Source organism: Acinetobacter sp. ESBL14, assembly GCF_036668815.1.
In the GTDB taxonomy this organism is placed as follows: Bacteria; Pseudomonadota; Gammaproteobacteria; order Pseudomonadales; family Moraxellaceae; genus Acinetobacter; species Acinetobacter gyllenbergii.
The window spans coordinates 401,392-422,583 of the sequence record NZ_JAZEVS010000002.1 but is presented as its reverse complement, the minus strand read 5'-3'; the positions used below and the strand labels follow the sequence as shown (position 1 = coordinate 422,583).

General features: G+C 39.2%; 25 protein-coding genes and 1 pseudogene. 12 read left to right on the top strand and 14 right to left on the bottom strand.

Going from position 1 to position 21,192, the window contains the following annotated elements:
* Positions 1-421 precede the first annotated feature (421 nt).
* A complete protein-coding gene (locus V6E90_RS10140; protein WP_016542785.1) occupies positions 422-1,036 on the top strand; it encodes a hypothetical protein in 615 nt (204 codons plus the stop codon).
* A gap of 65 nt (positions 1,037-1,101) precedes the next feature.
* Here V6E90_RS10140 and V6E90_RS10135 read toward each other — a convergent pair whose 3' ends face one another.
* Complete coding sequence (locus V6E90_RS10135) at positions 1,102-2,373, bottom strand: hypothetical protein (RefSeq protein ID WP_332605255.1); 1,272 nt, start codon at positions 2,371-2,373, stop codon at positions 1,102-1,104.
* 121 nt (positions 2,374-2,494) lie between these two features.
* Between V6E90_RS10135 and V6E90_RS10130 the strand changes: the two genes are divergently transcribed.
* Both V6E90_RS10130 and V6E90_RS10125 read left to right on the top strand, forming a co-directional pair.
* Positions 2,495-3,274, top strand: coding sequence for a class I SAM-dependent methyltransferase (locus V6E90_RS10130; RefSeq protein ID WP_332605254.1), 780 nt, complete (start codon positions 2,495-2,497; stop codon positions 3,272-3,274).
* 19 nt (positions 3,275-3,293) lie between these two features.
* The gene (locus V6E90_RS10125; protein WP_332605253.1) at positions 3,294-3,857 is read left to right on the top strand and encodes a hypothetical protein; all 564 of its coding nucleotides are present in this window, start codon (positions 3,294-3,296) and stop codon (positions 3,855-3,857) included.
* Between the two features lie 56 nt (positions 3,858-3,913).
* Here the strand turns inward: V6E90_RS10125 and V6E90_RS10120 are convergent, their stop codons facing one another.
* Entirely contained in the window at positions 3,914-4,477 is a 564-nt protein-coding gene (locus tag V6E90_RS10120) for a hypothetical protein (protein ID WP_023271237.1), read from the bottom strand.
* 161 nt (positions 4,478-4,638) lie between these two features.
* Here V6E90_RS10120 and V6E90_RS10115 point away from each other — a divergent pair, with 161 nt between their 5' ends.
* Positions 4,639-5,274 carry a class I SAM-dependent methyltransferase gene (locus V6E90_RS10115; RefSeq protein ID WP_023271236.1) on the top strand — a complete coding sequence of 212 codons (636 nt, stop codon included), beginning with the start codon at positions 4,639-4,641 and terminating at the stop codon, positions 5,272-5,274.
* Here the strand turns inward: V6E90_RS10115 and V6E90_RS10110 are convergent.
* Positions 5,268-5,738, bottom strand: coding sequence for a Holliday junction resolvase-like protein (locus V6E90_RS10110; protein WP_004657567.1), 471 nt, complete (start codon positions 5,736-5,738; stop codon positions 5,268-5,270). The genes V6E90_RS10115 and V6E90_RS10110 overlap by 7 nt on opposite strands.
* A 130-nt stretch (positions 5,739-5,868) precedes the next feature.
* Here V6E90_RS10110 and V6E90_RS10105 point away from each other — a divergent pair, with 130 nt between their 5' ends.
* From V6E90_RS10105 to yccS, 4 genes are all read left to right on the top strand, one after another.
* On the top strand, positions 5,869-6,513 hold the full coding sequence (locus V6E90_RS10105) for a ParA family protein (protein ID WP_004657565.1): 645 nt from the start codon (positions 5,869-5,871) through the stop codon (positions 6,511-6,513).
* A gap of 123 nt (positions 6,514-6,636) precedes the next feature.
* Positions 6,637-7,731, top strand: a complete 1,095-nt coding sequence (locus V6E90_RS10100; protein ID WP_005201278.1) for an AI-2E family transporter — start codon at positions 6,637-6,639, stop codon at positions 7,729-7,731.
* 108 nt (positions 7,732-7,839) lie between these two features.
* A complete protein-coding gene (gene sodC, locus V6E90_RS10095; protein ID WP_023271235.1) occupies positions 7,840-8,421 on the top strand; it encodes a superoxide dismutase family protein in 582 nt (193 codons plus the stop codon).
* Between the two features lie 241 nt (positions 8,422-8,662).
* Positions 8,663-10,813 (top strand): YccS family putative transporter, encoded by a 2,151-nt coding sequence (gene yccS / locus V6E90_RS10090; protein ID WP_032865897.1) that lies wholly within the window; start codon positions 8,663-8,665, stop codon positions 10,811-10,813.
* A gap of 20 nt (positions 10,814-10,833) precedes the next feature.
* Here yccS and craA read toward each other — a convergent pair whose 3' ends face one another.
* Together craA and V6E90_RS10080 are read right to left on the bottom strand one after the other, a co-directional pair.
* Complete coding sequence (gene craA, locus V6E90_RS10085) at positions 10,834-12,069, bottom strand: chloramphenicol efflux MFS transporter CraA (protein ID WP_409360517.1); 1,236 nt, start codon at positions 12,067-12,069, stop codon at positions 10,834-10,836.
* 358 nt (positions 12,070-12,427) lie between these two features.
* Positions 12,428-12,799 carry a hypothetical protein gene (locus tag V6E90_RS10080; RefSeq protein ID WP_016542775.1) on the bottom strand — a complete coding sequence of 124 codons (372 nt, stop codon included), beginning with the start codon at positions 12,797-12,799 and terminating at the stop codon, positions 12,428-12,430.
* 180 nt (positions 12,800-12,979) lie between these two features.
* Between V6E90_RS10080 and V6E90_RS10075 the strand changes: the two genes are divergently transcribed.
* The 3 genes from V6E90_RS10075 to V6E90_RS10065 all read left to right on the top strand — a co-directional run bounded on the left by V6E90_RS10075 (position 12,980) and on the right by V6E90_RS10065 (position 14,886).
* A complete protein-coding gene (locus tag V6E90_RS10075) occupies positions 12,980-13,855 on the top strand; it encodes a DUF4349 domain-containing protein (protein ID WP_332605252.1) in 876 nt (291 codons plus the stop codon).
* 112 nt (positions 13,856-13,967) lie between these two features.
* Positions 13,968-14,558, top strand: a complete 591-nt coding sequence (locus V6E90_RS10070; RefSeq protein WP_332605251.1) for an NAD(P)H-dependent oxidoreductase — start codon at positions 13,968-13,970, stop codon at positions 14,556-14,558.
* A gap of 13 nt (positions 14,559-14,571) precedes the next feature.
* Positions 14,572-14,886 carry a putative quinol monooxygenase gene (locus V6E90_RS10065; RefSeq protein WP_332605250.1) on the top strand — a complete coding sequence of 105 codons (315 nt, stop codon included), beginning with the start codon at positions 14,572-14,574 and terminating at the stop codon, positions 14,884-14,886.
* A gap of 86 nt (positions 14,887-14,972) precedes the next feature.
* On the opposite strand, the gene V6E90_RS10060 is transcribed toward V6E90_RS10065, so the two are convergent.
* Positions 14,973-15,737, bottom strand: coding sequence for a nucleotidyltransferase domain-containing protein (locus V6E90_RS10060; RefSeq protein WP_332605249.1), 765 nt, complete (start codon positions 15,735-15,737; stop codon positions 14,973-14,975).
* Positions 15,738-15,873: 136 nt separating this feature from the next.
* Between V6E90_RS10060 and V6E90_RS10055 the strand changes: the two genes are divergently transcribed.
* A complete protein-coding gene (locus V6E90_RS10055; RefSeq protein WP_065343241.1) occupies positions 15,874-16,662 on the top strand; it encodes a xanthine permease in 789 nt (262 codons plus the stop codon).
* A gap of 96 nt (positions 16,663-16,758) precedes the next feature.
* On the opposite strand, the gene V6E90_RS10050 is transcribed toward V6E90_RS10055, so the two are convergent.
* The 8 genes and pseudogenes from V6E90_RS10050 to V6E90_RS10015 form a co-directional block, all read right to left on the bottom strand.
* A complete protein-coding gene (locus V6E90_RS10050; RefSeq protein WP_023271226.1) occupies positions 16,759-17,403 on the bottom strand; it encodes a hypothetical protein in 645 nt (214 codons plus the stop codon).
* 240 nt (positions 17,404-17,643) lie between these two features.
* Complete coding sequence (locus tag V6E90_RS10045) at positions 17,644-18,111, bottom strand: hypothetical protein (RefSeq protein WP_332605248.1); 468 nt, start codon at positions 18,109-18,111, stop codon at positions 17,644-17,646.
* A 51-nt stretch (positions 18,112-18,162) separates the two neighbouring features.
* Positions 18,163-18,651, bottom strand: coding sequence for a hypothetical protein (locus tag V6E90_RS10040; protein WP_016660124.1), 489 nt, complete (start codon positions 18,649-18,651; stop codon positions 18,163-18,165).
* Positions 18,648-18,943 (bottom strand): annotated as a pseudogene (locus V6E90_RS10035) (hypothetical protein); the annotation flags it as partial. The pseudogene V6E90_RS10035 and the gene V6E90_RS10040, both read right to left, overlap by 4 nt.
* Entirely contained in the window at positions 18,942-19,445 is a 504-nt protein-coding gene (locus tag V6E90_RS10030; RefSeq protein WP_332605247.1) for a hypothetical protein, read from the bottom strand. The gene V6E90_RS10030 and the pseudogene V6E90_RS10035, both read right to left, overlap by 2 nt.
* 21 nt (positions 19,446-19,466) lie before the next feature.
* On the bottom strand, positions 19,467-20,162 hold the full coding sequence (locus V6E90_RS10025; RefSeq protein WP_332605246.1) for a hypothetical protein: 696 nt from the start codon (positions 20,160-20,162) through the stop codon (positions 19,467-19,469).
* A gap of 9 nt (positions 20,163-20,171) precedes the next feature.
* Positions 20,172-20,729, bottom strand: coding sequence for a PAAR domain-containing protein (locus tag V6E90_RS10020; protein ID WP_016542763.1), 558 nt, complete (start codon positions 20,727-20,729; stop codon positions 20,172-20,174).
* Between the two features lie 18 nt (positions 20,730-20,747).
* Positions 20,748-21,170, bottom strand: coding sequence for a PAAR domain-containing protein (locus V6E90_RS10015; RefSeq protein WP_016542762.1), 423 nt, complete (start codon positions 21,168-21,170; stop codon positions 20,748-20,750).
* Positions 21,171-21,192 lie beyond the last annotated feature (22 nt).

The following is a 21,192-nucleotide window of genomic DNA, read 5'->3' as shown; positions in this document are numbered from 1 at the left end:
AAAGAATGATCTTGATGGGATAAATAAATTGCATTAAAAAAGTGCAATATTTATTCCATATAAATATACCAAGCAATAAAAATGCCATTTTTTTAATCTTTTTAAAAGCGCTTTAAATCAATTTATATATTCTTAATTTTCATATTCATTGCGATAAAATATAACCCGTAAAATAGTCAAACTGTTATCCATCAATGCTTTTAAAACTGAATTTTCACAGTTATTTATATTCATTAAAAAACTATACTTTTCATATTCTTATAAAAATAACGATTCTCCACAATTTATCTCCAGATTGTTTTTAAGCTGTAATCTGGTTGTAACGTTTGATGAAAATCACACATTTCTGATTTTTTGCTCGCTATGATGCAGTTGCGTTAATGAAGTACCCCAATACGGTACATCGCTTAAGGAAATCGCAATGAAAAAAATGATCAAAACAGCTATCGTGACAACTTCTATCCTTGCTTCTGCTTCAGTTTTCGCGCAGAACGTAGGCGCAAATGCCAGTGGCTCAGCTCAAGTCAATGTACAATCTGGTGGCCTGCTTAAAGGTGTCACAGGTGCAGTGAAAGGCACAGCACAAGGCGTCGGTCAAGTGGCTCAAGGTGTTGGTCATACTGCACATAATGTCGGTCATACCGCGCTAAATACTGGCGTTGCAGCAACTCAAAAAACCGTAAGCACAGCAACACAGGTGGGTTCACAGGTCGCAAATAAAACTGGTGAAGCGGTAAAAACCACAACCCATTATGCAGTAGACAAAGCTGTTGATGGTAAGGAATTAGCTGCGGAGACCACAGCCAACGTGAAACAGCGCATTGCAGACAAGAAAACTGCAACTCAATCTAAGTCCTTAAATTTAGGTGCTGAAACCAATGCTCAGGCACAAGTGAATGGTAAAACTTCAGCCGTGAATGCACAAACCGGCTTAAATGCAGATAAAAAGAGTCTTCAAACGGGTGCAAATGTGGGCGTGAAAGTATTAGGCGTGAATGCCAACGTCAATACCAATGCCAAAATTGGTACCAACTAATTTAAATCTGATCTAAAAAAGCCCTTTGAATATTCAAAGGGCTTTTTTTATTGAAATAAGGTCACTCAACATAATTGCAGTTTGGTCTGTTCATCTGCATTATTTTCGATGAAATGCGTCAAACCTTGTGCATCACAACATAAAGTCAGCTGCTTATAACTTAGATGATAAAAATCGGTATAGTGTTTAAACACCAACGGCGATTGATCCAGTGCAAAGGGCTCACCTTCTTTGACCAGTTTATGAATACCACGATCATTCATCGTGAGGAAGTAGTATTCATCATTCAACCTGAGCTTCACTAAACTATTGGCCGTCAGATTTAAAGGCAATAGATAGGCGGAATTGGCCGCAATAATTTCAGCGCTATAGCACTCTAATTTCAAGCTTGCCAAATTAAAGACCAAAAACTGATTCTGTGCATTGACCACATTGGCAGCTTGGGTCTCGGTATGTTGCACAAAATGCAGATGTACGCCGAGCTTATGTAAATTCTGTTCAGTGCCTTGTTTGAGATTAAACAGCTGCTGTACCAGTTTTTGTTTAAGTACCGCATCAAAATAACGCTCATCTAAGGCAATGTCGTTCTGTTGCAGAATTTTTAATAATGCCTGATGATGACGCGGCAACAAAGCATCCAACACATGTCGATAGTAGAACTTGCTTTGCTTTTTAACCTCTCGAACCCGCTGATAGAAATAAGTGATTTCAAATGGTTTAACCACAAAATCATTCAGCAACTGAGAACTTGCCAATACCGAAAGAGCTTCATGGCCTGTAAATGGTAAATGAATCACATGCATGTTAGGCAGTAAAGGCTGGATCTTTAGAAAGTGCTCTTTATCTTCTGCATAGTATGGATCATAGACGATGATGTATTCACGCGATGAATCCACCTCATCTGCCTGAATCTGCATAGCTTGATGGATAGATGCATCAAAGAATTCGGCGTAACGGCGATCTTCAACCACATCAGGATCAATCGAGAATTGTGGTACAAAAGCCACAATCTTTTGCATATTCAATAGATTTGAATACTTGATTGCTGCGTAGCCACCCATAGAGCCGCCATAGCCAACAATGCCTTTAAATTGCTGCAAAATCGGTTGAATCTGCTGCTGCATCTGCAACATACTACTTTTAGGAAACCATGATTTTTGCTTCGGCATAATGCCGATCACATTGTATTGATATTTTATTAAGGATTTTTCAGCATTAATTGACATGCCTTTAGCGCGACTAATCAAATCGCCAAACGAAATCACTAAAGTGTCACTTGAACCTTTTAAAAAAATAACGCGAATATGCTCATCTTCAAATATTATTTGCTTATCCATGCTCACACTGAAAAGTTGATCCTAGGTCTGTAGCAAAAAGTCACCAAATGATGGCTTTGCCAAACCATAATTGCGGAGTATCTTATTTTATAGAGATAAGACAGATTAAAAAGCGCAAAAAATGACACAATCCTTACATCCTGCTGCTCAAAAAGGCTTTAGTTTAGGGGCTGAACTGTACCAGCAAGTTCGCCCCAGTTACCCGCAAGAAATAGTGGTTTGGCTGCAAGATCGGCTCCAAATAGGTGAAAATTCCACTGTTGTTGACCTCGGTGCTGGGACTGGCAAATTCTTACCCTACTTGATTCAGACACAGGCAAAAGTGATTGCGGTCGAGCCTGTCACGGAAATGTTACAGCAGCTTCAACAAGCTTATCCGACAGTCGATTGTCGACAGGCATTCAGTAGCGAATTACCATTCGCCGATGCATCAATTGATGCCATTCTCTGTGCGCAATCGTTCCATTGGTTTGCCAATATTGAAACCCTAACAGAAATGCATCGTGTGCTGAGTTCCACAGGGCGTCTTGGTTTAATCTGGAATCAGCGCGATACCTCGGTCGATTGGGTCAAAGCCTTGGCCGATGAAATTGCACCTTTAGAAGGTGATACCCCTCGTTATCACAGTGAGTTATGGAAACAAGTGTTCGAGGAGCAAAGCTTATTTAAACTGGATGGATTAACCACCTTTCAACAGGCGCATCAGGGCACTGTCGAACAGGTGGTGAGTAAACGCTTGCTGTCTACTAGTTTTATTGCCGCAATGCCCTCAGCAGAGCAACAACAGTTAAAAGCAAAGTTTGAACAAATTGTATTTGATTTTACGGGCTTAACTGCGCAAGATCAGATGAGTTTCCCCTATACCACTTTCGCCTACCATTTTCAGAAAATATCCAACTAATTCTTGAACGAGCTCTGCTATGCCTAACTTAAAAACCACATTTGCCATCACCTGTGTACTCAGTTCAGCGCTGATGCTCAGTGCTTGTAATAAGGACAAAGAGCCAGCTGCAAAGCAACAACAGCAAAGCAGCGCAAGTAATGACGCGATTGGTCAACTCAATCAAACACCGATCAAGCAATTCCCTGCCACAGCAGATGATGGCCACGATATTGCCGTATTAGAAGACTATGATCATCGTTTTACCGACATGAGCGATAGTATGGAAATGGAATTGGCCAAGATGAAAGAAGCCAATAGCCTCACACCTGAATTCGAGCAGCAACGTCAAAAAGATAATGTCAACTCAGCGTTGAAGATGCTCAAAGAGCTAGAACTCAAAACTGAACAGGGTCGCTATATTCAAGGTTTGCTTTATGATTATTGGGAGCATCAAGCCCAAGTCTTGGAACAAGCCAATACCGCCCAAACAACAGATGCGAATCAGCAGGTCAATCAGCTGAATGAATATCTACACGCGCAAAGCCAGTTGCATCACTGGAGAAATGCGCAAACAGCTGAAAGCAAAATGCAAGCTGAGTAACTGAAATAAATAAAAAAAAGGGGGCATCAGCCCCTTTTTTTATTTCACATTCATTGTTAAATATTCTGCTTCTCAATCCAGTGAATGGAACTCACACGAAATAACTCACATGCGCCATCACCCACTCCACCTGGGGTTAAAGAAGATTTCCACACCAAGTCCTTATCTCGAACTTCGACCAGCTCACCTTTGAGTTGAACCAAGTCACCGCGTTTCACTTGTTTGATTTGTTTAGCAATCTCTGGATTGGCAGGAATAATATGCATATTGGACACCAGTTTGATCGCTTGATCGGGTGGCACAGGCAGTGTATTCATTTTCCAATTCAAATAACGATCATATTGACGTACATCAATCGTTCGAGCGATTGCAGGATCAGTAAACGCTCCCAAACTCACCGCATAGTCGATCGGAGAAAATTTGGCTTGCTCATCGTCATGATAAACTTTTGAGCCGAGAATACGGAAATTACCATCAAAAGGTTTTAATACCGAAATCGATTGATATTCCACAACTGGCGCTAAGCCATTGGCAATATTATATTCTGCCTGACCCGTTGATGCATGTGTTTGCCCAATTGCAGCCACCATGCATAAACTCATCCATAGACGTTTTTTCATGGCTCGATTATCCTCGAAAATATTAGAAAAGCCTTTCTCTTGATAGTATGCTGAGATGGTGAAAAAAAGTGCTTTTTTTGGTAACAATCAAACTTACTTTAGTCATATTTTTGTGCTGTTAGTGAAGTATCCTCTTTATTAAAACCAACGAATGGATCTCTATGATTTACCAATTTTACCAACGCCATATCTTTCCTCATTTGCTCAATCAGGTCATGCAAACTGCCAGCTTGATGGATCGACGTCGTGAATTACTGCTGCCGATTGAAGGTGAAGTGCTCGAAATTGGTTTTGGTACAGGGCTGAATATTCCCTTTTATGGCAATGTTGATTCAGTGTACGCCTTAGAGCCCAATCCTGATATTTATCAATTGGCCGTTGAACGGGTACAACATGCACCTTTCTTTATTAAACATGTGCAATCCAGTGCAGAAAAACTCCCCTTTGCCGACGCTTCTTTAGATCATATTGTATCGACGTGGACACTGTGTAGCATTGCTGATCTTGAACAGGCCTTAGCCGAAATACATCGGGTGCTGAAACCAACAGGTACCTTCCATTTGGTTGAACATGTCAAGCATCCGAACTCGGCAAAAATACAGTCCTTGCAGACGCTACTAACCCCAATTCAGAAACGGATAGCCGATGGCTGCCACTTAAATCGGGATATTGAACGCCAGCTCTTACAAGCCAAATTTAAATTGATCGAAAAGCAATATTTTGATGCAGAAGGAATCCCATCTGTGGCGCAAACAATGCTGTTGGCACGCGTACAAAAATTAGAAACGCCTCATTGATCTTCAAAATCAATTCGCAAGGTTTCAAAACGAATACGCCCTTCAGTGACCGCTTGAGCAATCGCCTGCTGCCCTTTGCTTAAGCGTGCGCCACCGCTTTTAATATCCAGTAAAATCACTTCAATATCTTCGGCTGTACCATCGCCATCTCGAAAGTCGGTATAACCATCAAAAACCACGTAATCGACAGGATCACCTAAAAATTTAGCATCACTGGGTAAATAACGAAACTCAGGCAGAATCGGTGCAAACTGCTCCGCCATTTTACCTTTCAATACCGCACGGCTGGTATTGACACTACGCTTCTGCGCATCGAGTAAAGCTTGCTTATGTTCCAGCTCCAATTCAGCAATATATTTCTCATACTCCGCCTGAATCCGCCCATTACGAGTGCTGGATAAAATAATCGTGGTGATCACGACACCAATACAACCACCAATCAGCATCGCTAACCAAACCGACATAGTCACTTTCCTTTGCTTGAATGCAGCTATTTAACTGCAACATGAAACTTTTGTCATGTGTAACACACTTGACCGAAAAAGATGCTAAGGTATAAACGAATACGAGAGCCTAGTTAATAAATCTAATTTCATGAAAACCATATTAATCGCAAATCAAAAAGGTGGCTGTGGCAAGACCATGACAGCTATTACACTCGCTGCCGCATTATCGCAGAAAGGCTATAAGGTGGCGCTGGCCGATGCTGACAACCAAAAATCGTCTTTGCAATGGCTCAAGCAACGTCCTGAAACGGTCACGGGCATTCAGAGTCTAGATTGGCGACATGAAAAATCGATTGGCGAAGCGCCCAAGAATTTAGATTATTTGATTATTGATGCCCCTGGTGCGCTCTCAGGCGAACATGCCGAGCAATTGGTCAGCGAAGCACATGCCATTGTAACGCCATTACAGCCATCATTCTTTGATATCGACAGTACTCGCCGCTTCTTAAAACATTTACAAGACATTAAGCGTATTCGTAAAGGCAAGGTACAAATCTTGTTGATCGCCAATCGTGTCAAACCGAACAGTGCCAGTTCCAAAGATATTCAAGACTTCTTTAGCAAGATTGAGCAAGACCCTGTGGCATGGATTTCAGAGCGTAGTGCCTATGGTACATTGGCAATGCAAGGGCTGAGTGTGTTTGATAAGACCCAGAAAAACTTTGTCAGCATCCAAAGCCAATGGCAGCCTGTTTTAAACCAGTTGGTCGATGATCCCAGCGAGTGGTTCTAAGACTTTGCAAAGAAACGTAATCTTTTGATATCAAATCTTAAAATGGGGAAATGAAAATTTCCCTCGCCTACTTTTTCAGTTAAGATGGTTTTATTCAATTTCTAGCACTTGAGAAATACTATCGTGCAACAATACGCTCCCATATTACAACGCGTTTTGCTGTTTGGACTATTTTTTGTCCTGCTCTTTTTGGGATTCAGTATTCTCAAATACTTTATTGTCCCTGTCCTTTGGGCCGCAATTATTGCCTATATGACTTGGCCCTTATATCTATGGGTACAGCGTCGTTTCTTTGGTGAAAACCGACCTACACTGAATGCCACCCTGATGATTAGCTTGGTGATTATCGTGATCGGTGTGCCGTTTATCTGTGCAATCTTTATGTTGCAACTCGAAGGTCGTAATTTATATTTTAATTTACAACGACAACTGTTTTCAGGTCATGTTCAAGTTCCTGAATTTATCAAAAACCTACCGATTATCGGCAAAGATATTAGCCGTACCGTTAATGAACTGAGTAGTGATCCAAACAGTATCACCAAGAATATTGCCGAATGGATTCAAAGCCATCTCAGCTATGGTCGTTTTGTCCTGAGTGAAATTAGCCGTAACTTGGTCAAACTGACTTTTGCCCTCATGACCTTGTTCTTCTTCTACCGTGATGGACAAATGATTTTGGCACAAGTGAGTCGTGCCTTAGAAATGGTGATTGGCCCACGTGTGCATCATTATCTAGATACCATTTCGGAAACGACTCGTGCTGTCGTATACGGCGTTGGTTTAACTGCAGTTGCACAAGCTCTATTGGCCGGCCTTAGCTATTTTGTCGCAGGCGTTCCAAATCCAATGCTGTTGACTATGGTCACCTTTATCTTGGCGCTGATTCCTTTTGGAACACCTGTTTCATATCTTGGAGTAGGCCTGTGGTTATTTGCTCAGGGGCAAACCATGGAAGCCATTGGGGTTGTGGTTTGGGGTGTGGTGATTGTGAGTAGCTCAGACAATGTGATTCGTCCATTGGTGATTTCAGGCGCAACCCAGATTCCATTTATCTTGATCATGTTCGGGGTATTAGGCGGTATTGCCAGCTTTGGTCTGGTCGGCCTATTCATTGGCCCAGTGATTTTAGCCATCCTGTTAGCGATTTGGCGTGAATGGCTGCATGAAAATGTTGACGAACCTGTTGCAGCGTTGGAAGCACCACCCGAAACTAAATAGGTATATTTCGTTTAATTTTTTGTCATGAATTGATTAATGTGGCTTGCGAGATATCCCTGACTTTGTTTGAATCATCAAATAAAGATAATTTATAAGGATATCTTCGCAATGACGTCAATGCTTCAAAAAATTTCTCTGCTCGGCTGTTTGAGTTTAAGTATCGCAGCCTGCTCTTCGGTTTCTCTCGATAGCAATGCGGCTAAAATCCAGACCAAGACCAGCACAACGGATCAAAAACAATTGATCCAAGTCTATCAAGTCGATGCCAATGGGGTTGGTGCTTCCATCGGAACGGTTGCTTTTCAACAAACACCAAAGGGTTTATTAATTACCCCTGCACTTTGGAAACTTTCTCCTGGCGAACATGGTTTCCACATCCATGAAAACCCATCCTGTGAAGCGGCGCTTAAAGATGGAAAAATGGGCGCCGCCTTGGCAGCAGGCAGCCACTTAAACCCTGAAAAGGTTGCACATCATGGTACGCCAGAAACTGGACATTTGGGTGACCTTCCTGTGTTGGTTGTAAATGAAAAAGGTTTTGCAACCACACCTGTGATTGCACCACGTTTAAAACTGGCTGATATCCAGAACCGTGCCATTATGATTCATGTCGGTGGAGACAATTATTCGGATACACCAAAACCATTAGGCGGTGGTGGTGACCGTATTGCCTGCGGTGTGATTAAGTAATTTCAATACTGTGGGTATCTTCCGAGTTATCCACAATTACACTGCTTTTAGCCATTTTTATTTCTTATCCAATCTTACAAGAACAAAATACAACTGAGCATGAATTTTGCATCTTATCTATTATTTGAAAGATCAAGCAAATATTGATGTTCAAAAATAGTGCCGCTTGTTGACTGACAATGCTTTCCTTTGGGACATTTATTTGTATGATGAAACCAGAACATATTCAAGAATAAGAATCGTGAAAAATTTATCTATCCTGTTCAATCGCTTTCGCTCCAACTCGATTCTGCTTTATTGCCTACAAATCCTGATTGTGCTTTGCGGCACAACACTCGGTTTACATTATTTCGGATTTGGACAGCTGATTGTGCCTGTAACTTTAGGGGCAATTGCGACCGCACTGACCGATTTTGATGATCGTCTCAGCATTCGTTTACGCAATCTGATCTATGTCTGCGCGCTGTTCTTTACGGTCAGTACTATTTTAGAGTTTCTCGCCCCCTATAAATTTTGGTTTATTGTCTATCTCAGCCTCTCGAGTGCGGCCTTGGTCATGATGGGGGCACTTGGGCAACGCTATGCCACCATTTCCTTTGGCACGATTTTACTCTCGATCTATACCATGTTCGGTCTAGGTGAATATCCACACTGGTACCAGCAACCCAGTTATTTTGTATTGGGTGCCTTGTGGTATGGGCTAACTTCAATCTTATTTTTTGTGATTCGCCCAACCCTGCCACTACAAGAAAAGATCTCAGCTATTTTTCAGGAGCTTGCTGAATTACTGCAAGCCAAATCACGTTTATTCGACCCAGATAATATTGATAATGTCGAAACACTACTATTCGAACTTTCTCACAAAAATAGCCAAGTGGTCACTAGTCTGAATCAAGCCAAAAACTCCTTACTGACGCGCTTAAAAGCGTCTCGGGTGAACAACACCAGTATTTATTGGCTAAACTTATATTATTTTGCTCAAGATATGCATGAACAAGTCACCTCCAGCTATCTGCATTATGAAAAAATTCATCAAAATTTTAGCCGCAGTGATTTGATTTTTCGTATTCAAAAAAATATGCAGCTACAAGCCTTGGCCTGTCATGATTTAAGCCAAGCAATCTTGCAGCATCAGAGCTATCAACCGCGTGAATCTGCCAGTAAAGCTTTAGGCAATTTAGAATTATCAATGCGTGACTGGGTGCAACAACATCCCAACAATCTCGAAGTTAAAAATCTGGAACTGATCTTCAATAATTTAAAAAGTGTGCATGAGCAGTTTACCCAACTGCAACTCAATCAGAATATTGAACAACGCGCTCCACAACAACATCATGACCATCTCAATTTGCTTGATGATGATATTCAGGGTGCGCAGGATCTACTTTTAAAAATCAAACAGCAACTCAGTCCGCAATCGGCACTATTCCGTCATGCCGTCCGCTTGGCTGTGATCTTTGCGGTTGGCTATGCTATTTCCTTATTACCATTTGCGCAAAATGGCTATTGGATTTTACTCACCAGTTTATTTGTCTGCCAGATTACCTATTTTGCCACCAAAAGCCGTCTCAAGCTCAGAACCATTGGCACTTTACTCGGAGTGTTATTGGGGATTCCTATTCTTTATTTTGTCCCCAGTATTGAGGGGCAACTACTCCTCACTGTGATTTGTGGGGTGTTATTTTTCTATTTAAGACAAAAAAAATATGCACTCGCCACGGTGATGGCCACCTTAATGGTGTTATTGATTTTTAATTTAAAAGGGGCAGGTTTTAGTATTATCCTGCCACGCATGATTGACACTTTTATTGGCTGCGCGATTGCATGGCTCGCAGTCAATTTCATTTGGCCCGATTGGAATTTCCGCAATATCTCCAGCAATATTAAAAAAAATAATCAAACCACCTTCGATTATTTTCATGTGGTGGTACAGCAATATCATCAAGGGCGTGAACTCGATCTGGAATACCGAACCACTCGACGTGCCGCACATAATGCTCAGATTGAGCTGTCTAATATGATCTCAAGTCTGAGTACCGAACCTCAGCCCAACCAAGAACTCATTCAACATGCGTTTCGCTATTTGGTCTATAGCCATAGCCAACTCAGTTATGTCTCAGCCTTGGGACATCAACGGGAAAAAATCGAAGATCTGAAACTGCTCCAACTGCTGGATAAAATTGAAGAGCTACTCAAGCAAAGCTTGATCGAACAAGCACCCATTCCACAACATCAGGTGGAACACTTGCTTAAAGAAATTGAAACATTGAATCTGCAAGAGCAGATCTCTGAACAGCATCCCTTGTTGTTAAAACAAATGAGTCTGCTGCTAGAAACGTTGACTGAATTAGTATCGTTAAAAAATAAACTGCTCAGCTTAGAAATTAAGTGAGCAGTCAATGGAAGCCAAAATTAATTCAACCCGTCTTGCTGACGTGCCAGCATATGCTGTTTCAAAGCTTGGCGTGGGGAGCTAAACCAGAATACGATCAAAACCAGACTGGCTAAAGCAAAGGCCCAGATATGGAAATGGGTATACAGTACTCGAACCAATTCAATCACGACAAAATAACTCACCATCATCAACATCGATACGGCTGCTGCGACTGTTCCTTTTGAGACTTCAGATGACATTAAGGCGAAGCGATACATCACCGAGAAGCTAATCCCTTCACCCAAGCTCACTAAAGTCATGCCAATCAAGAGACAAGGCACCAGATAAGTCTGCCAAATCACACCCAACACCAAGAAGACCGTACCCAATAACATAATTGGCAAACCAAACAGAATGGTTTGACCGAGAGGGAAACGATCAATGATCTTGATCAGAATGATATTACCGGCAATCAAGCCAAAAAACACAGGGAACTGTGCCAAGCCATATTGCACACTGCTCAATTTCAGCTCATCCACCAAAATAATCGGTGATAAGGCAATCCATAACATCAATGGCATCCCCACCATCGGTAAGGCGATGCTTAAGCCCAAGAAACGACGGTTGCTCAATACTTTTTTGAAGTCATCAAAGATATAGCTAAAAGGCTGCTTCGGTTGTTGACGGCTTTCTTGGGGCGCGGGCATAAATTTCTTTAAACCAAACCAACTGATAAAAGACACCGCAGCAATGGCAACAAAGCCCCAATGCCATGACACATAATCAATCAGAAATGCACCCAATACAGGGCCCAGTAAAGGTGCCAATAAGGAGATATTCGCCATCAGTGCCATGACTTTGATCGCGTCGCGCTCTTCAAAGGTTTCTTGAATCGCAGCATAACCCACCGCAGAAATGACGCTCAGCCCCATACCCTGCAAGAAACGTAGTGTCAGGAACTGTTCAATATTATGGGTCAGTAATATCAGCAAACAGCACAGCGTAAAAAATGCCACACCAGCCAAGAGCACTTTTTTACGCCCGAGACGGTCTGAAAGCGGTCCCAACAGCCAGGCAACACTGGCACCGCCCAATAAATAGAATGACATTGACGAGGGTGCCCACGTTGCACTGACCGCAAATTGTTCTGTAATCGACAACATTGCAGGTTGAATCAAGTCATTACCGATATAAACTGAAAATTCGAATAGCACTAAAGCTAAAGGAAACATGAGCGTTATACGGTTTAACGTCATGTTCTGATTATTCGTCATCATGTTTTATTCACAAAAATAACCAACTCGTGTTCGTCCCATTTTTCAAAACGAAAAAGGGATCATTACCACAAGGTTTTATGGCTTAGATTTAAATTAAATTTTGATTCCATGCTGTGAACCAGCATGTGATAAATGTGAAAACACCGTATTCACTGGGTGTATATAAGAAAAACAATTTATTACGTGAGGTTGGTAAATATTTTACCGTTTGGCTAAATTGCCACGCGCAACTGTAGCACTTTTTCAAAATGACCGCAATTTAAACAATCGATCACAGCAATTCAGCAATGTGCATAACCGAAAAGTTATCCACAATTTTGCTGAACTTTTATCCACTGTTTAATAATGCACAAAATTATGGGCATAACTCAAATTGGAAAGTTTCGGTATTCTCTCCTCTAGCACATTGATAACTTTGCTTCTTATTGACGACTTTCCAAGTATTCTGGTCGCGTTTTAATTGATACTCAGTACGCACCGCAATCACAGAATCATCCAACTGTGCTTGCTCCACTGTCACTTGTGCATCGGTTGGGTTTTCCGCACGATTGAATTGCTGATCGATTTTTAAATTACTGTCTTCATGAAACAGATTGGGCTGATCCGATAAAATCACATGCATCACTGTACTCTTTTGCACTTCTGCTTGCTGTTGCGAGGGTGCAATCGGCTGATTACATGCTGTGAGGAATAAAGCAGATCCCAAGATTATCGCAATTTTATGCATTTTGTACCTATCCAATCCATTTAGCTCATTTATGCTACTATGCAAAACTGAATGGCCACGCAACAAAATGTATGTGGCGTGCATTAAATTTGTTGTCATCATTCAAGATGATGATCATAACAAATGATTAAAAAAACACAGTTTATAACATCAAAATCACCTTAGTTTGGACATGCCGATATGTCAGATTTAGCAAAGAAATTAACGATTATTTTAATCCTTGGGAGCACCGCCTTAGGTTGCTCGAAAAAACAGGAAGACCCTGCCAGTGAAGCTGCAATGGCAACTGAAACTGCCGCTGCAGACAGTCAAGCAGTGCAAGACAATGCAGTCCAAAATCCAGAGCAATTAGTCAGCAATCAACAAAGTGCTTTGGAACAGAATCGTCAATTGGTCAAAAGCGCACAATTGCAATTTGAAGTGAAGGATGTGCTAAAAACCACATCAGCACTAGAGCAGCAGTTATTGCAATACAATGGTTATATCGAAGAGAAGCAGATTAATTATCAAGTCAGTGACCGCTCTGAACGTGATCGAATTGATGGCAGTGTCGACATCTATGAAAAGATTACCCCCACAGTGCAACTCACGGTTCGTATTCCCAATGCACAAGTCACCAGCTTCTTAAATAATTTACTGCCACTCATGCTGAACTTTAATACCCAAAGCTATGAAGCCAAGCGTTATGAGTTAAAATTGCTCGAAGAAAAACTCAATACCGCCAATCAAAGTAACAGCGGATCCAATGCGGTGAACAATCAGCTACAGCAACTGACCAATTTAGAAGTCAAAGACCGTTTGGCTTATAGCACCATTCGACTGGAATTCTTCCAGCAATCACAAGTGCGTAAATCCCATGATCTGAATATCAATCGTATTGCCACCTTAGACAGTGATCCGCTATTCAGTCGGATTTGGGAAGCGATTAAAGTGGGCTTGTACGGCTTTAGAGAAACCATCATTTGGTTAGTGATGTTATGGCCACTGTATCTTGCGATTGCAATTTTATGGGGCATTCGTCGTTGGTATAAAGCTAAAAAATCCAAAGCTGAATAGTTCAATTATTGACTTTTGATCAATAGTCTTTTGCTCATTTATGCATTTTTACTCATGAATAGATTTTCTAAAATGCGTTCCAGTTTTTAGAGATTTATTTTTGAGTAATCGTATGAGCAATATTTTAATTATTAATGGTGCCAAACAATTTGCACATTCGAATGGTGAGTTGAACGACACCCTGACCGAGTTTTCTCAAGCACATCTAAGCACCTTAGGTCATCAGGTACAAGTGACTCGTACCGACAGTGACTATGATATTCAAGCCGAAATTGCCAAATATCTATGGGCAGATGTGGTGATTTACCAAATGCCAGGTTGGTGGATGGGCGCACCATGGACCATGAAAAAATACATCGATGATATCTTCACGATTGGCCATGGTTCACTGTATGCCAGCGATGGCCGTAGCCGTTCAGATGCATCGAAAAAGTATGGTTCGGGTGGCCTAATCCAAGGTAAAAAATACATGTTGTCTTTGACATGGAACGCACCGATGGAAGCCTTTACCGATCCTGACCAGTTCTTCCACGGTGTTGGTGTCGATGGTGTTTATTTACCTTTCCATAAAGCTAATCAATTCTTGGGTATGGACTCACTACCGACCTTTATCGTCAATGATGTGATCAAAGCGCCAAACGTACCAAGTTATATCGAAGCGTATAAAGCCCATTTAGATCAGTTGTTTGCAACAAGCCATTAAGTGAGAAAATAATATGCTAACCATTATTGCTGAAATTTATACACATGCAGGTGCGGAACATCGCCAAGCCGTTTTAGATGCCTTTGAAAAAATTATTCCAACGGTACTGGCAGAAGACGGCTGTCATGGCTATGAACCCTTGATTGATCATCTTCCTGCCATTGAGATGCAGACCACTGATGAGAATACGATTATCATGTTAGAGAAATGGCAAAGTACCGCTCATTTAGCAGCGCATATGCAAACTGCCCATATGCAGCAGTATTTTGAAGCAACCAAAGACCATGTTGTCAATGTAAAAATTCGTATTTTAGAAAGCGGGATTTAACAGATAACACCCTACATCTGAGTCCGACAAAATATGAAATCATGGAATATTTAAGTCGAACTCAGGTAATGGGTAAACGAATTATTTCATTGATAGTAATGCTGTTTTAAATGACGGCTATAATCGGTTAAATAGGCTTCCAAACTGGTGCGACGATCGGCCTTCTGCATCGACTTTTCCGCCAACTGCTCGATCTTATGTTCTAATAAATTAAGAATCGCGGCTTGTTCTGCTTTAGGCAGTTGTACCTTTTCTTTCTGCTGCTTTTTAATTTCCAGATAATCTTCCGCCCAATGCCGTAATGGATCATTTGCATCGACTTGCGCAAACAGATCGGTAATCAGTAATTCAGGCATCTGCTCTTGAGTCGCCAACTCAGCTGACATCAAACCACGAATCGAATAAAAGACTTTCTTATAAGTAAAGTTATCTGCGGTTTGCATCACGTTCATGCCACCTTTTGCCAGTGATAAATAGTGGTGATACAACGCGCTATAGTCGATTCGCTCTAGTAATCCATCACGAAAACCCTGCCACTCAGGAAAGGCATTAAAATACACAATATGTGCTCTGACCCACTCCAAAACAGTGGGGTTACTTTTTGCCAATAACCCAAACATTTTATCCAAGTCATAAGAAACAAAATCAAAATCGCCATCCATGATCTCGATCAAGTCACGATGCTTTTTATAATCATAATACTGGTCTTTACTCGGTAGATGAAAACCGCGTACATCGTAGTCACTGTCAGGACTGGCCATGCCCCATAAACGGCTGCCACTTTCGATATAAAATAATGGGATATCTTGGTGTTGTTGAAACAGTTTTTCAATTTCGTAATGGATATTCATTGCAATGGCTTCATTATTTAAAAATTTATACTTGTGAGAGACAATACTCTTTTTGACTGTACTCATTAATTTGATTTTAAAAAGATCACCAACTGATAAAATCAAGCTCTATTCAATATAACAAATAGGATCATGCATGCAACTGACTTATGCGGGACAGGTTTTCTTGGTGGTGGTTGCGATCTTATGTATCTGGTCTTTTGTGCTGACAAAGTTTTGGCTGAAACGTTTAGCCAAAAATCGTGACAGTAGTAAGTTTGAATTTGCTTATTTATTTGTTGTGGTATTTAGCATCAGTTCTTTATTTTTTCCTTTTACTTATTGGGTGTCGCAAGCGGTATATGGTTTGGCAACCAAACCTAGCTATGATGCAACCATCGTGAGCTATAGCTCAGAATGGGTCGATACCGAACGTACAGATTCCAACGGGCGTAAATATAAGACCAAAACTTTAATGCATACCGCACAAGTACAATTCAAAGATGATCAAAACAGAACATTGATCTTGGATAACTCAGTTCGTTCAGGCGATGTGCCTGTGGTCGGAGATCATATTCAAGTGGTTTATGAGGCAGGTGATCATTCTGCTCAGGAAAAGAGTTGGCGCACGGGTCTACTGTTTGCCGCTACCCTATTTATGCTGTTTATTATGGGCTATATCTTGGTCATGATTATTGCCTATGCTTTGAATCGAAATATGACGCCTTACAAAGCCTTTGCTAAGGTCTTAATTTTTAGAATTACCCTTCCACTCGGCACAATGGCGATGTTTGGGATGTTGTCTTATTCAGTTTTTGCTTATTTCTTTTTGGGAGATCCACAGAATCTACCTGTCTGGGCAGTTGCAATTTGTGGCTTCTTTGCACTCTGCCTTTTACCGCTGATTTACCATATTTTGACAGGTTGGAAAGCGTATAAAAAATAAAAAAACGAATATCATCCAAATAAAGGAATGGAAAAAGGGCAATAGATCACTCCTAACCTAAACATAGGTGGGTTATGAGCTGTAGAATATAAATGGCTAATTTAAAACAATCTTTTTACTTTTTATATTATAGATAAAAGTAGTAGTAAATTTATTGGAGTCGATACCTACTCCTATGTCACTATTATTCTTAATAAAAAAACTAGATATATCTGAATAAGTAACCCTTTCTTTATTCTCAACCAGGCTTTGCAGTGTCATATCAGCACAGTAATCAGGTAGAGATTTTTTTACGGACAGGCAAGGTGAAATAAAACTATTTATACTCTTCAATACATCATACTTAGAAATTTTTTTATCTTTAAGATATTCTGAAAGACTTAGCTCCTTTTTATTGGAGAGACTCAGTGTGTAATATTTATTAAAGTATCTTTCTGTTGAGTTGCTGATATTATAATTAATTGAAAAACTTAATATTTTCTCATTCTGAAATAGCTTTTCAAAACTAATTTCTGTAGGGTACTGCTCATCTTCTCTATCAAAATTGGTTGCAATAAATTTAGAAATAGAATTATTAATCTCTTTAAATTGTTTTCCTCTTATTGATGGATATGAACCACTTAGCTGAAGATTGTGACTTGGTATAATATGATTGCTAATTAACTCATTATTTGTTTTTGTATGCCCTATAGCTATGTATGAAAAAAACATAAATATTAAACTGAATACTTTAAACTTCATGCTGCTTTCCAAAAAATAGTATGGCCTGCTGTTACTTTGGCAGTTAGTGATTTGCTTACGTTACTACCCGTGTTGTATTCAGAGTTTTACAAATATCAATAGGAGTCTCTCTGATAGTTTCTCGGATACAGCAGAACATACTAGAAAGTTCTAAATATTGGAAAATTCGTCCAAATGAAAGATAGCCAATTAGAAATAGAGTAGCCCCAAAGTTAAGAAAAATTGGGGGAAATAGAGAATTTACTTTAAAGTTGAGCAAGGAACATCAAATATTCTTTTATCTTGATGGGATAATAAACTTTCCCATTTTTGTTGTTTTTTACTAAGCCAACCATAGAATTCTGTATAAACATCCCCTTTTAAGTTCAATGCATCTTTATATTTATCTGAAAGTAAGAATTTTCCCATTACACATAGGGAATTAATTTGAGTGATCTCCATATCTTTTTCGAAGTCATCATTTTTACCAGAATCACGTAAAAACCTTTCAAAAAACATTGCTTTGGATATTGAGGAATCATAAATACTTTTTGTTAAGTCAGATGGTTGTTGTTGTAATGCTTTTGCATAAACAACACTATCAAAACCAATTAAAATAGGAGGTAATGGTATTTGCAATGCAAGTTGTTCTTTTGGAGGTGTTTTATTACTACAACCACTAGAAAGTAATAAAAGACATATGAGTATAATTTTTTTAGCAGCTAACATATTACTTGAACCTGTATCAGTATCTGAGGGTGTAAATAAGTGATTTAAAAATCACTCGCAAACCTCTACAAAATTCTTAGCAGTCCTATCTTTACTATCACGCAGTTTGATAATTTTTTGTCTTTCATTATAAAGATTATGAACATCATTTAAGGTTTCATCTTTAAGGTCTTTTTTGTATTTCCCTTCAATATTGTTTACATAGTTTTCCATGAATACTGTCATCCAACACACAGTGTTAAGATCTCCATAGTCATAACCATTTTTCTCCAAACCATCAATCCAATCAGGGTACTGTTCGTTTAAAAGACTTCGAGCTGTTCCTAACTTAACATATGCATTGTTAAACAAGGAGTTTTTCAATGCTGGCTCAGTGTTTACGTTTTTATTGGCTTCAATAAGCAATCTATAATTGTCTGTTGCATAATTTTTTAAATCTACTTTCACATAATTATCAATATCTTCTTTATCTGTCGATGCCTTACATGAAGTTAAAAAGATACAGGAAAGTACCAATATTGGTAGTAAAGTAATTTTCATAGTGAGAAGCGGTTTTTAGGTGGTGTGTATAGGTAACTCTGAATATATTGAGATACTGTTGCTCTATCATATGGGCGACCAAAGACATTTTGATACATGTATTCGTTGATTCCATATGGTCCATTGTTAGTAAAGGTAGCCAAAGCATTGGCTGCCAATACTGGTTTACTGGCATTGGATAGTGCTATATCTATAACTTTACCAAAACTCTTTTTAGCAATTGCCATACGAGCAGTAAAACTATTTTTTGCTAGCTCTGAAATAAACATTTCCCTTCATTGGTTGCATGTTTACTTTAATGTTAAACATTTTAATTGATCTAAATAATCCTTACTTCCGCTGAGTTTTTCAAGATAAATAGACTGCAATGATAAAGCTTTATTCATATCTTCTTGGAGACTTTGTGGAAATTTTTTCATATCGGTTGTATTAGAATATTTTTTAAAAAACTTATTAAAAATACAAAGCCCATCGATTCCTCCAATATCAATATCCTTATTGTTTTTAACTTCGTTTTCAAAATTTTCATTATTCATCTCATAACTGCCAAACAAAGAGTCAGTTTTATTTACAGCATAAATGAGTAGTTCATTATTAATCACTGATTTTTTATCAGCATTTTCATAAGCTGAAATATATAATCTTCTAGATTTATTAATATCATCACTAATAGCTATTGATCTTGCTTTTAGAATTTCACCAATAAGCTTTTCACTGTCTTCTTTGTTTGTATTATTTGCATGGCTACATCCGAAAAGAGCAAAAATTAAAAAAGATATGCATAAACGTTTCATTAATTATTCCAGTTGTTGAACTTAAAAGTTTTCATATTCTTCAGATTTTGGAACTTGATAACCATATTCTGTTCGGCACAGTTCATAGGCTTGTCTATTCCATTTTTTATTAAAAACCATTTGATAGAGCCGATGCCCAATCATAAATGTTCCTCTGTTATCTCTATTTGCTGCAGCTAAAGCTGTATATCTAGCTTTATCAAAAATACCATATCCTGCTGGGGTTAGCTTTATAATATCTTCTAGATTCTTATAGTGTGCTGTGACTCGGATATCAAAACTATCTTTTAAAAGTTCTGTCGCAGCAATAAGTGCTTTATCTCTAGAAATTTTATATAGATACGTAGAAAAACGTAAATACATCAATGTGTGAAAGTATTCTGTGTAAATTAATCCAGGATTACTTTTTTCTATTTCCTTTAGATCAAACTCTAGACCAAAACGTAAAGCCATATCATACTCGAAAGGCTGTCTATTCTTGATATGATCCCAAAGATGCTGCGGAATACAAAAAGTATAAGGCACTATTTTTCTTACCTTTATTAAATTTTCCCAACCACTACATACAGTCAAATATCCATCATCTGCTCTACATAAATTGGTATCTTCTTTTAGGTTTATTCGACTTGATGGTTCGGAATTTATAGGTGTCTTATCATAGTTTGAATGAAAAATTAATCGACCTTCATTGCTACTAACTCGATTACTACTTCCCATATATATCCCTTATAGCTCGTCTAATGGTTTTGATAGATCTACAGTGATTAACTGAACTGATTCTGGAGAGTATTCACTTTCATAAAGAGCCGTCATTCCCTGTTTATTTGTATATCCTTTTACGAGCAAACTACCAGTATCTTTACTATAGATCTCATATAGCATTTCAGAGATTCCTTCCTCTGTTTCCTCATCTACAATTTTAAACTGAATCTTATGGATTTCTTTAGATGGGGTTCCTACAAGAAAATCTTGCAAAGGTGTTAGAGGTGACGATGATATTGAAGAACAGTTAGTCCCCTGACTTTCCCCCACAACATGAGATTGTTTCGGTAAAATTTTAGCACCACAAGTAAGCTGATCACCGACATAAGCAACAGCTTTTCCATCAAGAATAATATGATCATGACTTTTAATAATCTTTGACCAACATTTACATTTAGGGCAAAAATGGCCATCCCCAGCTACCAAAAATAAGTTACCCATTTGAGAGGTTCTCATTTGGGTTGCAGGAATGATACCACCATGATTTGTCATCGAGTTATGAATTGCAAAGCCTACAGCCATGATTGTCTCCTAAGAAATTTAGTCATGACTGAGAAAACCTTGAGGGATTTCTTGATCAGCATACAAACGATACTCAAATACTGATTGTAGGCTTTCAATGATTTCATCACCATTTTCTAAACGGCTACCAACAAGTGCAATGTCATATCCTTCAATTGACCCTGCTTCGCCAGCACCCGAAATAATTTTAGAAGTTGTTCCATCCTTATAAATGGCTTCATCACCAACAACAGCAATAAGATGACCTTGTACTTTAATTTTTTGGTTCATCGTCGCTCTAATTAATCCACCATTTTTTGTTTTAGAGCCATGTGTCGCAGCAAAGAACTTTTTATGCTTCTGTTTATTCATAAACTCTTGTTCAGCAGCAATACGCTCATGAATTTCCTCTATAGATAAATTGGATACTTCATCTTCAGAAAAATGTTTTTTAGGATTCACTTATATATCCTCATTCTTATTT

Bases quoted from the DNA above. Each gene is read 5' to 3' on its own strand.
- V6E90_RS10060 (WP_332605249.1), bottom strand. From the start codon at position 15,737: ATGAATATCCATTACGAAATTGAAAAACTGTTTCAACAACACCAAGAT.
- V6E90_RS10075 (WP_332605252.1), top strand. From the start codon at position 12,980: ATGTCAGATTTAGCAAAGAAATTAACGATTATTTTAATCCTTGGGAGC.
- V6E90_RS10140 (WP_016542785.1), top strand. From the start codon at position 422: ATGAAAAAAATGATCAAAACAGCTATCGTGACAACTTCTATCCTTGCT.
- V6E90_RS10030 (WP_332605247.1), bottom strand. From the start codon at position 19,445: ATGAAACGTTTATGCATATCTTTTTTAATTTTTGCTCTTTTCGGATGT.
- craA (WP_409360517.1), bottom strand. From the start codon at position 12,069: ATGACGAATAATCAGAACATGACGTTAAACCGTATAACGCTCATGTTT.
- V6E90_RS10065 (WP_332605250.1), top strand. From the start codon at position 14,572: ATGCTAACCATTATTGCTGAAATTTATACACATGCAGGTGCGGAACAT.
- V6E90_RS10110 (WP_004657567.1), bottom strand. From the start codon at position 5,738: ATGTCGGTTTGGTTAGCGATGCTGATTGGTGGTTGTATTGGTGTCGTG.
- V6E90_RS10050 (WP_023271226.1), bottom strand. From the start codon at position 17,403: ATGAAGTTTAAAGTATTCAGTTTAATATTTATGTTTTTTTCATACATA.
- V6E90_RS10055 (WP_065343241.1), top strand. From the start codon at position 15,874: ATGCAACTGACTTATGCGGGACAGGTTTTCTTGGTGGTGGTTGCGATC.
- V6E90_RS10125 (WP_332605253.1), top strand. From the start codon at position 3,294: ATGCCTAACTTAAAAACCACATTTGCCATCACCTGTGTACTCAGTTCA.
- V6E90_RS10070 (WP_332605251.1), top strand. From the start codon at position 13,968: ATGAGCAATATTTTAATTATTAATGGTGCCAAACAATTTGCACATTCG.
- V6E90_RS10115 (WP_023271236.1), top strand. From the start codon at position 4,639: ATGATTTACCAATTTTACCAACGCCATATCTTTCCTCATTTGCTCAAT.
- V6E90_RS10135 (WP_332605255.1), bottom strand. From the start codon at position 2,373: ATGGATAAGCAAATAATATTTGAAGATGAGCATATTCGCGTTATTTTT.
- V6E90_RS10080 (WP_016542775.1), bottom strand. From the start codon at position 12,799: ATGCATAAAATTGCGATAATCTTGGGATCTGCTTTATTCCTCACAGCA.
- V6E90_RS10040 (WP_016660124.1), bottom strand. From the start codon at position 18,651: ATGAAAATTACTTTACTACCAATATTGGTACTTTCCTGTATCTTTTTA.
- V6E90_RS10120 (WP_023271237.1), bottom strand. From the start codon at position 4,477: ATGAAAAAACGTCTATGGATGAGTTTATGCATGGTGGCTGCAATTGGG.
- V6E90_RS10045 (WP_332605248.1), bottom strand. From the start codon at position 18,111: ATGTTAGCTGCTAAAAAAATTATACTCATATGTCTTTTATTACTTTCT.
- sodC (WP_023271235.1), top strand. From the start codon at position 7,840: ATGACGTCAATGCTTCAAAAAATTTCTCTGCTCGGCTGTTTGAGTTTA.
- V6E90_RS10025 (WP_332605246.1), bottom strand. From the start codon at position 20,162: ATGGGAAGTAGTAATCGAGTTAGTAGCAATGAAGGTCGATTAATTTTT.
- V6E90_RS10020 (WP_016542763.1), bottom strand. From the start codon at position 20,729: ATGGCTGTAGGCTTTGCAATTCATAACTCGATGACAAATCATGGTGGT.
- V6E90_RS10130 (WP_332605254.1), top strand. From the start codon at position 2,495: ATGACACAATCCTTACATCCTGCTGCTCAAAAAGGCTTTAGTTTAGGG.
- V6E90_RS10105 (WP_004657565.1), top strand. From the start codon at position 5,869: ATGAAAACCATATTAATCGCAAATCAAAAAGGTGGCTGTGGCAAGACC.